9 protein-coding genes are annotated in these 12,178 nt (G+C 72.3%); 4 read left to right on the top strand and 5 right to left on the bottom strand.

What is annotated here, in order from left to right; genetic code table 11:
- The first annotated feature begins 25 nt into the window (after positions 1–25).
- Positions 26–622: a L,D-transpeptidase gene (locus tag ACIRF9_RS16010; protein WP_403821454.1), complete on the top strand. Its 597-nt coding sequence runs from the start codon at positions 26–28 to the stop codon at positions 620–622.
- On the opposite strand, the gene ACIRF9_RS16005 is transcribed toward ACIRF9_RS16010, so the two are convergent.
- The gene (locus ACIRF9_RS16005) at positions 623–1,144 is read right to left on the bottom strand and encodes a DUF2165 domain-containing protein (protein WP_403821451.1); all 522 of its coding nucleotides are present in this window, start codon (positions 1,142–1,144) and stop codon (positions 623–625) included.
- Between the two features lie 101 nt (positions 1,145–1,245).
- On the opposite strand from ACIRF9_RS16005, the gene ACIRF9_RS16000 reads away from it, so the two are divergent.
- Complete coding sequence (locus ACIRF9_RS16000; RefSeq protein ID WP_403821448.1) at positions 1,246–4,554, top strand: tetratricopeptide repeat protein; 3,309 nt, start codon at positions 1,246–1,248, stop codon at positions 4,552–4,554.
- Between the two features lie 110 nt (positions 4,555–4,664).
- On the top strand, positions 4,665–5,783 hold the full coding sequence (locus ACIRF9_RS15995; RefSeq protein ID WP_403821445.1) for an ADP-ribosylglycohydrolase family protein: 1,119 nt from the start codon (positions 4,665–4,667) through the stop codon (positions 5,781–5,783).
- Between the two features lie 19 nt (positions 5,784–5,802).
- On the opposite strand, the gene ACIRF9_RS15990 is transcribed toward ACIRF9_RS15995, so the two are convergent.
- The 3 genes from ACIRF9_RS15990 to ACIRF9_RS15980 all read right to left on the bottom strand — a co-directional run bounded on the left by ACIRF9_RS15990 (position 5,803) and on the right by ACIRF9_RS15980 (position 9,249).
- Positions 5,803–6,669 carry a GyrI-like domain-containing protein gene (locus ACIRF9_RS15990; protein WP_403821442.1) on the bottom strand — a complete coding sequence of 289 codons (867 nt, stop codon included), beginning with the start codon at positions 6,667–6,669 and terminating at the stop codon, positions 5,803–5,805.
- A 93-nt stretch (positions 6,670–6,762) separates the two neighbouring features.
- Positions 6,763–8,322: a sodium:solute symporter family protein gene (locus tag ACIRF9_RS15985; RefSeq protein WP_403821440.1), complete on the bottom strand. Its 1,560-nt coding sequence runs from the start codon at positions 8,320–8,322 to the stop codon at positions 6,763–6,765.
- 141 nt (positions 8,323–8,463) lie between these two features.
- A complete protein-coding gene (locus ACIRF9_RS15980) occupies positions 8,464–9,249 on the bottom strand; it encodes an SDR family oxidoreductase (protein WP_403821437.1) in 786 nt (261 codons plus the stop codon).
- Between the two features lie 77 nt (positions 9,250–9,326).
- On the opposite strand from ACIRF9_RS15980, the gene ACIRF9_RS15975 reads away from it, so the two are divergent.
- A complete protein-coding gene (locus ACIRF9_RS15975; protein ID WP_403821434.1) occupies positions 9,327–10,166 on the top strand; it encodes a hypothetical protein in 840 nt (279 codons plus the stop codon).
- Here the strand turns inward: ACIRF9_RS15975 and ACIRF9_RS15970 are convergent, their stop codons facing one another.
- Positions 10,167–12,158: an MFS transporter gene (locus tag ACIRF9_RS15970; protein WP_403821431.1), complete on the bottom strand. Its 1,992-nt coding sequence runs from the start codon at positions 12,156–12,158 to the stop codon at positions 10,167–10,169.
- Between the last annotated feature and the right edge of the window lie 20 nt (positions 12,159–12,178).

Below are 12,178 nucleotides of genomic sequence, written 5' to 3'. Positions count from 1 at the left end.
AGGGGTCCCATAGCTGAGGAGATGCGTGCCCGTGCCTGCCCGACGGCTTCCCTCGTGGGTCTGGGTCACCGGTCTGACGGCGGGCGCGATCGCCGCGGTCGGCGTACTGACGGTGAAGGCCGAGCAGGGTCCGCACCCGACGGCGGCGGCGGTCCGCCCGAGCGCGTCGGCCTCCGCCTCCGCGGGAGCGGACGCCAAGCCGTCCGCCTCGCCGAAGACGTCGCCGGCCCCGTCGAAGACCGACGTACCGGACGCCTCCGGCACCGGCCGCCGGGTCGTCTACGACCTGTCCGACCACCGGGTCTGGCTGGTCGACGCGGACGACACGGCCCGCCGCACCTTCACGGTCTGGCCGGGCACGGTCGCCCCCGCGCCCGGCACGTACACGATCTCCGTCCGCAAGGACGCGACGACGGGCTCCGACGGCGTCAAGATCGAGCACATCATCTACTTCTCCGTCGTCTCGGGCGTCAACATCGCCTTCTCCAACGCGGTCGACGGCTCCTCCCCGCCCCCGGCCGCCGCCGGCACCCAGACGGGCGGCATCCGCATGGCCGAGGCGGACGGAGCGGCCCTGTGGGCGTTCGGCGACCTGGGGACGAAGGTCCGGGTCGTCGAGTAGTCAGGCGTCGTGCCCGGCGTCCTTGAACGCCAGCTGGTTGACGATCAGCACGACCCCGCTGAACAGGAACACCCGCGTCGCGGCCTCCAGGCCGTTCCAGGTCTTCGACTGCCACATCGAGAACCACTCCCCGCCGATCGCGATGAAGCCGGCGCCGAACAGCAGCATCAGCATCAGCAGGCCGTACGTCGAGAAGGCGCGCGCCCGGACGAGGTCCCGGCGCGCCCAGAACCAAGTCCCGGCGGTCAGCACCACCGCGGCCACGGTCTCCCAGGCGATGATCGCGACGTACGCGGCGTCCTGCAGCCCCTTGCTCGTCACCGCCCGCCACATCAGGTCGTCGTCCTTGAACGTGTCGTCCATCGCGAGCACATGCCGTACGAACTGCTGGTTCGTCCCGAAGTCGGTGATGTTCCCGAAGGCCACGAGCGCTATGTACAGCGCCACCGTCCCGGTGAGCAGCGTGGCGGTCAGCGGGAGGACGCGCGAGGTCTGTGTGAGTCGTGTGATGGGGGTGGTCATGTGGGTCCCTTACCCCGTCAAGTCACCTGCGTCCCCTCCGAGTTGCGTCAGAATGGTGGGCGCCCGGCGTCGGGGGACGGCCCGGGGGAAGGGGCGTACGGATGGCTCGGACCCAGCGGTCGATGCAGCAGCTGATCGCGCAGCGCAGACGGCAGGGCTTCGTCGGCCGGGGTGCCGAGCGGGCCGCCTTCCGGGAGAACCTGGAACTGCCGCCGGAGGACGAGCGGCACCGGTTCCTGTTCCATGTGCACGGCAACGCGGGCGTCGGAAAGACCTTCCTGGTACGGGAGTTGGAACAGCTCGCGCGGGAACGGGGCGCTCTCACCGCGTATGTCGACGAGTCGGTCGGCAGCGTCCCGGAGGCGATGGCCGAGCTGGCGGAGCAGTTCGCCCGGCAGGGCCGGCGCTTCAAGGAGCTGGAGCGGCTGCTGGCCGCCCACCGGGAACGGCGGCACGAGGCGGCCGCGGTCGTGGAGGCCGGGGCGGAGCCGGGGGAGCCGTCGGCCGCGAGCATGGCGGCGGCCCGCGCGACCCTCGTCGTCCTGGGCATGACGCCGGGGGTGGGCCCCTTCGCGGGCGCCCTCGATCCGGCGCACCTCGCGCAGGGCGCCGACCGGTTGCGGGCCGGCCTCAGCTCCCGGTTCCGCAACCAGGAGGACCTCCAGCTCGTCCTGTCGCCCGAACGCGTCCTCACCCCCGTCCTGTTGCGGGAACTCGCCGAGGCCGCGGCCGAAGTCCCGTGGCTGGTGCTGGTCTTCGACACCTACGAACGGACCGGCACCGTCCTCGACGGCTGGCTGCACGAGGTGATGACCACCGTCCGGTACGGCAGCTCGCTGTCCGAGAACACGGTCGTGGTCACCGCCGGACAGCTCCCCCTCGCCCCGGCGCGGTGGGGCGGCTTCGCGGACTTCGTCACGGAGGTCCCGCTCGGGCCGTTCACCGAGACCGAGGCGCGCGGACTGCTGGCCGGCAAGGGGGTGGTGGCGGAGCCGGTGGTCGAGGAGGTGCTGCGGCTCACCGGTGGACTGCCCGTGCTGGTCTCCACCCTCGCCGAGCAGCGGCCCGCCGACCCGGACGACGTGGGAGATCCCAGCGCCACCGCCGTGGAGCGGTTCCTGAAGTGGGAGCAGGACCCGGTGCGCCGGGCGGCGGCGCTCACCTGCGCGCTGCCCCGGCGCCTGGACGCGGAGGTGTTCCGGACCGCCGCGGACTGCCCCGAGGAGGGAGCCGACGCGCTCTTCGGCTGGCTGCGCGGGCTGCCCTTCGTGGACGACCGCGGCACCCAGGTCCGCTATCACGACCTGGTGCGGGAGCCGATGCTGCGGCTGCAGCGGCGCCGTTCCCCGCGCGGCTGGACCGAACGCCACGAACGGCTCGCGGCGGCGTTCGCGCGGTGGCGCGAGGCGGCGGCCGGCGAGCTGCGCCCCGACGACGAGTGGGAGCACGAGCCGTGGCGCGAGCTGCGGCTGGAGGAGACGTACCACCTGCTGTGCGCCAGGCCCCGCACCGCGCTGCCCGGGGCGCTGCACGACGCCGTCGCGGCCTGCCGGGAGACCCCGGTCGTCGGCCGCCGCTGGGCCCGGATGCTGGAGGAGGCGGGTGGCGCGGCGGACGCGCCGGCGGTACGGAACTGGGGCCGGGACCTGCGCGAGGCCCTCTCGGACGACTCCGTCGGGGTGATCAGGGCGGCGGAACTGCTGCTGGCCCGCCCCGGCCTGGACGCCCGCGGCCGGGCGATCGCGCATGCGCTGCGGGGCCGGGAACTACGCAACGACCACCGTTACGAGCCCGCCCTGGCCGAGTACGACCGGGCGATCGCCCTCGATCCCGGACTGGTCCGGGCCCATTTCGGCCGGGGCCTCACCCTGCAGCTGACGGGTGACTTCCCCGCGGCGCTGGCCGCCCTCGACCGGGCGGACGAACTGGCCCCCGACACCGACTGGATCATCGAGGAGCGCGCCGAGACCCACCGGCTGATGGGCCGCTTCGAGGAGGCCGTCGCCGAGTACGACCGGGCGATCGCCCTCGACCCGTCCTACGCCCGGGCGCTGGCCGGCCGAGGGGTGGCCCGGCACGCGCTGGGGCGGTACGACGAGGCCCTCGCGGACTTCGACCGCGCGGTGGGCCTGGACGAGGACGACCTGTGGGCGCTCGTGCGCCGGGCCCGGCTGCGGCGCACCAGGGAGGAGTGGGACGAGGCCTTCGCCGACCTGGACCGGGCGGTCGCCCTCGCCCCCGACTCCGCATGGATCGCGTCGGAGCGCGGTGACGCCTACCGGCTGGCGGCCCGGTACGAGGAGGCGGTCACCGAACTCGGCCGCGCCGTCTCCCTCGAACCCGACTACGCGTCCGCACTGGCGAGCCGCGGCGCCTCCCACCTCGAACTGGACCGGACCGAGGACGCCCTGGCCGATCTGAACCGCGCCGTCGAACTGTCCCCCGACTACACCTGGGCGTTGATCAAGCGGGCCGAGGTACGGCGCCGGCTGGGCGATACGGAGGGCATGTTCGAGGACTTCCGGCGCGCGGAGGCCGTGGGCGCGCAGGACGGCTGGGCCGCCGCCGAGGCGGGGGAGGCGTACCGGATCGCGGGCCGCCACCGGGAGGCGGTCGCCGCGCTGCGGCGCGCCCTGGAGCAGGACCCCGACTACGACTACGCGCTGGCGTCCCTGGGCGCCGCCCACCACGCCCTGAAGGAGCATGCGCAGGCCCTGCGGTGTCTGGACCGCGCCCTGTCGCTCACCCCCGACTACCGGTGGGCGCTCGCCCGGCGCGCCCAGGTCGGTCTGGCCACCGGACGGGTCGAGCAGGCGCTGGCCGACCTGGACCGCTGCGTCGCCCTCGGCCAGGAGCCGGACTGGGCGCGTCGCAGGGCGATGGAACTGCTGATGCGGTGCGGCCGAGGGGAGGAGGCGGCCGCCCGGCTGGCCGAGGCGGACCCGGACGACGGCGAGCTAGACCTCGTACGGGCCGAACTGCACTGGCGGAACGGGCAGGTGGAGCAGGCCCGCCGCGCGGCCGAGCGGGTGCGGGAGACGGATCCGCTGAACGGCGTCTACGTGCTGGCCCTGACCGTCGGCGGGGACGAGGGGCTGCGGGCCGCCGAACCCCTTTGGCGGGAGTTCGCGCGGCTGTTGCCGCAGGACGACAGGCTCGTGCCCGAGGAACTGGACCAGGGGCGCTTGATCGCCGCCTGCGCCCTCGGGGACTGGGCCGCGGCCGACCGGGCGCTGGCCGAGGTCCTGGCCGTGGAACAGGACTGGGCCGACCTGGCCGACCTGGGTGCCGCCCTCACCGAACTGCTGGACAGCCCGGGCGCCGACCGCTCCCGCCTCGCACCCCGCCTGGCGCGGATCACCGAGGCCCGCGACGCGGTCCGGGCCCGGCATGCGGGCGCGCCGGACTGAGAGACCTCCACCGCGCCTCCACCAACGCCTCTCCGCCCCCCCGACCGCGTTCGATTACAGTGACGAACGTCGTACGTACGGACGGTGCCCGGTGGCCTTGGGAGGACTTGGTGAGTACGACATCAGGGGCCGTCTGGGGCCGTGCCGAACAGCAGGACTTCCGTAGCCGGGTGCGTGGGACGCTGCTGGGCGCGGCGGTCGGGGATGCGCTCGGGGTGCCCGTCGACGGGCTCGGCATCGAGGAGATCCGGCAGGTCCACGGCCCGGAGGGGGTCGCCGACCTCGCCCCCGCCTATGGCAGGCGCGGCGCCGTCACCCACCACACCCAGCTCACCCTGTTCACCGTCGACGGCCTCATCCGCGCCCAGGTGCGGCGCGACACCGGCGCCTGGCATCCGCCGACCGATCTGCACCGGGCGTATCTGAGATGGGCCGCCACCCAGCGCGACTGGGGCCCCGACCTGCGCCGCAAGGACGACGGCTGGCTGGCCCGCGAGGAGTGGCTGTACGCCCGCAGGGACCCGACGCGGGCCCTGCTCATGGGACTCGGCGACGAGAGGATGGGCACGCTCGACGACCCCAAGAACCCGGCGGCCGACGGGCCCGAGGCCGTCGCCCGCTCCGCGCCCTTCGGCCTGCTCGTCGGCTGGGAGCCGCAGCTCGTCGCCCAACTGGCCGTGGAGTGCGCGGCCCAGACCCACGGCCACCCGACGGCGTATCTCGCGGCGGGCGCGTACGCCGTCACCGTGCACGCGCTGGCCCGGGGCGAGAGCCTCGACGGGGCGGTGCAGCGGACGCTCGCGCTGCTGGCCGCGCGGCCCGGGCACGAGCCCGTCTCGGAGGCGCTGCAGCACGCGCTGGGCGCCGTACGGCAGGGGCTGCCGGGGCCGGGGAGAGTGGAGGAACTGGTGGGCAGTGGGGCGGCACCGGGCGTGCTGTCCGGCGCCGTGTACTGCGCGCTCGTCGCGCAGGACGTCAGACACGGCCTGCGCCTCGCGGTGAACCAGGGCGGCGCCTCCGCCCCGACCGCCACCCTCACCGGCGGACTCCTCGGCGCCCTCCACGGCGAAACGGCCCTCCCGCCGGCCTGGCTGGCCGAGCTGGAGGGCCGTCCCACGATCCTGGAACTCGCCGACGACTTCGCGATGGAGATGACCCAGGGCCCGGCCCTCCACAACCCGGCGGGGGCGTCACCGGGGTGGCTGGCGCGGTATCCGCGCGGGAACTGAGACGCTGTCGCTCAGGCTCTCAGACCGCGGTCCGCTCCACGGGGATCCACAGCTCCGCGTCCGCCTGCGTGGCGTCCTGCGACAGCCGGGTCCGCAGGATCTCGGGGCCCGGCCGGCTCCGGTAGGGATTGGACGGGAACCACTGCGTGAACACGTCCCGCCAGAGGTACTGCAGCGCCTGCGGAAACGGCCCGGAGCTCTCGAAGACGGCCCACGTCCCGGCCGGCACGGTGAGCGCGTCCATGTCCTCGGGCACGGCGGCACGGGTCACCACCCCGTGGTAGTAGTCGAGTTCGGTTCCCTCCGCCCGACTCGGGTCGAGATCGTCGCTCACCCCCACGATCCCCTGCGGCTCCTGATCGGACAGACTCTCGATGCGCTGCCGCGTCTTTGGCCCGATGCCCCGGATGAAGTCGGCGATGGCCGGGTTCATCCCCTCGTGCACGAGGGGGACGCGTGCCTTCCTGCCGACCACACGGAACTCGTCCTTCTCCACGACCCGGTATCGCATACTGCTGCTCCCTTCGACGGTGAGGCGGAAGGACAACCGTTGCTGGGACCGCAGACTGGCACCGGACCGCCTGGCCTCGCCGGGACCGACGCCGTGCATGACGCGGAACGCACGCGCGAACGCCTCCCCCGACGTGTAGCCGTACCGCACGGCGATCTCCAACAGCGTCCGCTTCCCGGCCAGCACCTCGGCTCCGGCGACCGTGAGCCGCCTGCGCCGGACGTACTCCGACAGCGGCATTCCCGCCAGCGCGGAGAACAGCCGCCGGAAGTGGTACTCCGAAGTCGCCACGATCCGCGCCAGGTCGGCCGCCTCGATCTCCCGATCGAGGTGGCACTCGATGTGCTCCATGGCCTGGTTCAGCCGCTCCAGCACCCCGCCTCCTTCCCTTTCGCTCCCTCACGTTAGGAAGGACCCACCCTGCCGGACCCGACATCCTGTGCCCGATCCGGTCGGGTACCCCCTGAGCTAGTCCTTGGCCGGTACCGCGTCCCGCTGACCCGGAACGACCGCCGCCGCTCCCGACGAGTCGTCGTCCGTGTTGATCTTCTCGATGAGGGCGAGGCGCTCCGGGGTGTCCTCCGGCCTGATGAAGCCGACGAGGATGTAGAGCACCAGGGAGACGGCCAGGGGGATGGAGACCTGGTACTGGAGGGGGACGCCGCCGGAGACGCGGTCGTCGATCGGGTAGTTGACCAGGTAGAAGGCGAACAGGCCCATCGACCAGCTGGTCAGCGCCGCGGTCGGGCCGGAGCGGCGGAACGGCCGCAGCAGACCCAGCATCATCGGGATCGCCATCGGGCCCATCAGCCCGGCCACCCACTTGATGACGACGGTGATGATGTCCTTGAACGTGGGGGAGTTGACCTGGGTGGCCGCCGCCATGGACAGGCCGAGGAAGACGACGGTCGTGATCCGGGCGACCCTCAGCCCCTGCCCCTGGCTCCAGCCGCGCGCCCGCCGCCACACCACCGGCGCGCAGTCCCGGGTGAACACGGCCGCGATCGCGTTGGCGTCGGAGGAGCACATCGCCATGGTGTGCGAGAAGAAGCCGACGATGACCAGGCCCAGCAGGCCGTGCGGCAGCAGCTGTTCGGTCATCAGGCCGTAGGAGTCGGAGCCGTCCGGCTTCTGCGCCTCGACCAGCAACGGCGACATCCACATGGGGAAGAACAGCACGACCGGCCACACCAGCCACAGCGCCGCCGAGAGCCGCGCGGAGCGCTCGGCCTCCTTGGCGCTCGCGGTGGCCATGTAGCGCTGGGCCTGGTTGAGCATGCCGCCGTTGTACTCGAAGAGCTTGATGAAGAGGAAGGCGAGGAGGAAGACCGTCCCGTACGGTCCGACCAACGGCTCGCCGTGGCCCTGGAGTTCGGGCTCGTCCCAGGCGCCGAGGAACCCGATGCCCTTGTCGTTCAGTTTGAGGACCACCGCGACGAACATCGCGACACCGGCGAGGAGTTGGATGACGAACTGACCCAACTCCGTGAGCGCGTCGGCCCACAGACCGCCGATCGTGCAGTACACGGCGGTGATGGCGCCGGTGATGAGGATGCCCTGGTTGAGCGAGATACCGGTGAAGACCGACAACAGGGTCGCGATCGCGGCCCACTTGGCGCCCACGTCCACGATCTTCAGCAGCATCCCGGACCAGGCGAGCGCCTGCTGGGTCTTCAGGTCGTAGCGGTTCTTCAGGTACTCGAGCGGGGAAGCGACGTGGAGTCGTGACCGCAGGCGGTTGATGCGTGGCGCGAACAGCTTCGAGCCGATGGCGATCCCGAGCGCGATGGGAAAGGACCAGGTGACGAACGAGGTCACGCCGTAGGTGTAGGCGATGCCCGCGTACCCGGTGAACATCACCGCGCTGTAGCCCGACATGTGGTGCGAGATGCCGGACAGCCACCAGGGCATCTTGCCGCCCGCGGTGAAGAAGTCGCTGACGTTGTCCACGCGTTTGTGCGACCAGACGCCGATCGCGACCATCACACCGAAATAGCCGATGAGCACGGCCCAGTCGAGACCGTTCATGTGCGCCCTCCCAGGGTTCAGCCCGGCGCTCATCGTGGGCGCTGTTGCGTGAACACGACAAGGAACCGTAAGGTCAAAGGGAGGTAAAAGTATTCGATATGGTGGCCTGTGTTCATCTACATGAACGCCATGCTCAGGGCCTCAGCGCATCAGCTCCCCGGCGTTGACCAGCAACGACTGCCCGGTGATCGCCCGCGCCCGGTCCGAGGCCAGGAACACCGCCGCGTCCGCGACGTCCCCGTCCGTGGCCAGGTCGGGCAGCGCCATCCGGCCGGTGAGGCGCGCGAGGACCTCGCCCTCCGGTACGCCCTCCGTCGCCGCCGTGAAGTGGACGTAGGCCTGGACCGGAGGGCCCCACATCCAGCCGGGCAGAACCGTGTTGACCCGGATGCGGTGCGGGCCGAGCTCCCGGGCCAGCGAGTACATCGCGCTGGTCAGCGCGCCCTTGGAGGCCGCGTACGCCGCCTGCCGCACCTGGGAGGGGGCCGCGACCGCCGACTGGGTGCCGATGAAGACCACCGACCCGCCCCGCACCTTGAGACCGGGCAGGCAGGCCCGGGTGATCCGCAGCGATCCCAGCAGGTTCACGTCGATGACCGACTGCCAGGTCGTGAAGTCCGCGTCCTCGAGTCCGCCGAAGTAGGAGTCCCAGGCGGCGACCTGGACCACCGCGTCGATTCCCCCGAACCGCTTCAGCGCCAGCCCCGCCAGCGCGTCGCACTGCCCCTCGTCGGTGATGTCGGTCGCCCGCCACGCGGTGTGCGTCCCGTCCGGATCGATCTCCGCCGCGCTCTTGGCGAGATTCGCCTCGGTCCGCGCGGCCAGCACGGCGTTCCCCCCGTCCCGTACGACCGCCGCGGCGACCTGGTGGCCCAGGCCCGCCCCGACCCCCGAGACGACGACGGTCCTGCCGGCGAGCAGTGACATCGGGACCTCCCTGACCCTGGCGCATTGTCTGACGGAGCGTCAGAGTATGGTCCGGCCGCCGAGGAAGGGGAAGACGCATGAGCGAGGAGACCCGCAGCGAGACGTACGCCGAACTGGCCGCCGTAGGGCCCTACGGGGTCCGCCCCGGCCACGCCCTGATCACCATGGTCGAGCCGCACCCGGGCCACGAGTACGCCTACAACCGCTGGTACGAGGACGACCACTACTACGCCGGCGCGATGGCCATGCCCTGGATGTACGCGGGCCGGAGGTGGGTGGCGACCCGCGAGCTGCAACTGCTGCGCACCCCCGAGAAGTCGGCGATCGCCCAGCCCGTCACCGCCGGCTGCTACCTCTCCACGTACTGGATCACCGCCGGCCGCTACGACGACCACATGAGGTGGACGGTCGCGATCAACAAGCGCCTCAACCGGGACGCGCGGGTCTACCAGGACCGCACCCATGTCTTCACCGCGTTCCAGGACCACGAGGCGACCGTCTACCGGGACGGCGCGGCCGGACCCCGCGACCACCACGCCCTGGACCACCCCTACGCCGGGCTGGTGCTGGAGGTGATCGACACCGAGACCCCCGAACAGCGCGCCGGACTGCTGGAGTGGCTGCGCGCCCGGCACCTCCCCAGGCGCCTCGCCGGCTCCCCGGCGGCCATGGTGACCGTCTTCCGCCCGACCCCCCTGCCCGGCGACCGCATGACCTACGTCAAGCAGGTCGAGGGCGTCGACACCCGTCTCACCCTGCTGTGGTTCCTGGAGGCGGACCCGAGGGAGTGCTGGGAGACGCACTTCGCCGACCTGGGGGAGGCGCTCACGGAGTCCGGCCTGGGACGGCCGGAGCTGGTGGCGCCGTTCATCCCGACGGTGCCGGGCACGGACCGGTACGTCGACCGGCTGCGCTGATCACGGCTGCTTCAGCTCGTCCGGGCAGGGTGTGCCCCGGGGCAGCTGGTAGGGCGCCGCCAGCCGGTACGTGCCCGCCTTCGGGGCGAGCAGGACCGTCCACTTGTCGCCCTGCGCGTCCTCCTCCGTCTCGTAGAGGCAGCCGTTGGGGTTGGTGTACGACTTCGGTTCGCCCTCGGCGCGGTGCTTGGAGGCCTCCGTCTCCTGCGGGGCCTTCAGGCTCTTGCCCTCCGCGTCGACGACGCTCAGCCACGGCGAGTACGGGATCCGGATCGTGATCCGGCCCGCCTTCTTCACGTCGATCGTCATCTCGCCCTGCTCGGCGCGCTGCACGACCGCGTCCGGCTCGGCGAGCGGCGCCGGGTCGGTGACCCGGAACAGCTGCCAGTTGGCGTCGCCCCAGATCTGCTCCAGATACGGCAGCCCGCGCTGCACCAGCTCCCGCTCCCGTTCTCCGCCGTCCCCGTCCAGCGCATCCTTGGGGACGACGACGTAGTGCACGGCCCACCGCTGCAGCCACTCGTGGTAGTTCGCCGAGTTGAGCGTGTCGTCGTAGAACAGGGGGTTGCGCTCCATGTCGGCCTGCCGGTTCCAGCCCCGGGCCAGGTTGACGTACGGGGCGAGCGCGGAGGCCTCGCGGTGGGAGCGGGCCGGGACGACCTCGACGCGCCCCTTCTCGGCGCCGACGCCCTGGAGTTCGTTGACGAGCGGCGCCAGCTCACGCGCCCAGGAGGCGGCCGGGGTCGTCCGGATGACGTCGTCGACCGACTTGAAGCCGATCCAGCCGGCGAACCCGACCGACGCCAGGACGATCACGTACCACTTGCGGCTGCGCGGCACCGCGAACGGCAGCGCGGCCATCAGCACCACACCCGAGAACAGCATCGCGAGCCGGGTGATGTTGGACCCGATCTGGGAGCTGATCAGCCACACCCCCAGCACACCGAGGCCGTACACCGCCGCCGTGATCCGTACGGTCCTCCAGTCGCGCGGGACGACCGCGTAGACGATCGCCGAGTACAGCAGGGGCAGCGACGCCGAGCCGAACGACATCGGCTGGGTGCCGGAGAAGGGGAACAGCCAGGCGGAGGCGGCGACGACGGCGGTCGGGGCGAGCCCGAGGGCCCAGGCGCCGGGGCGCCGCCTCTGCAGGAACAGGGCCACGGCCACGATGCCCACGAACAGCCCCGCCACCGGTGAGCCCATCGTCGCGAGCGCGGCGAGCGGGGCGGCACACAGCGCCTTCGCCCAGCGCCGGTAGCGCCAGCGGTACGGCCAGCAGAACACGACGGCCACGGCGGCCAGCGCGAACAGGTTGCCGAGGCCGTAGGTCACCCGGCCGGAGGCGGCGTTGCACAGCAGCGCGAAGACACCCGCGAGCGCCGGCCACACCGGGTTCTTCACCGGCCGGCAGCGCAGCAGGATCAGGGTGAGGAGGCCGGCCGACAGGGTCCCGGCGATCATCATCGTCGTACGGACGCCGAGGACCGACATCAGATACGGCGAGACGACGCTGTATGACACCGGGTGCATCCCGCCGTACCAGGCGAGGTTGTACGCGGAGTCGGGGTGACGGCCGACGAACTCGGCCCAGGCGTCCTGCGCCGCGAGGTCGCCACCGCTGTTCGCGAACGTGAAGAACCAGATGAGGTGGAGGGCGCCGGACAGCGCGGTGACGGAGAGGACCAGGTGCCGGCGGAGGAAGCCGCCGAGGCGGGCGAGGGCGGCACGCGCCGGGGACCGCGGTGAGGAGTCCGCCGGGGCCTGTGCCGAGGCTTTCGCCGGGGCGGTCATCGCGTCGCCGGAGGCGTCGGGCGGCGGGGCGCCGGCCGCGGGGGTGTCGGCCGCGGGGGTGTCTGCAGCAGGGCTGTCGGGCGCCGGGGTGCGGTCATGGTCGTGGTCACCGGACTGGGGTGCGGGCACCCGGATACGCGGGCCGGTGTCCGGGCCCGGACCGGTGTCGTCGGTGCGTGTCGGCTCCGCAGTGGCCACCTGAAGGCACTCCCCGTGTC

Source organism: Streptomyces sp. NPDC096132 (assembly GCF_044763345.1).
Lineage (GTDB): Bacteria > Actinomycetota > Actinomycetes > Streptomycetales > Streptomycetaceae > Streptomyces.
This window is presented reverse-complemented; position numbering and strand designations above follow the sequence as displayed.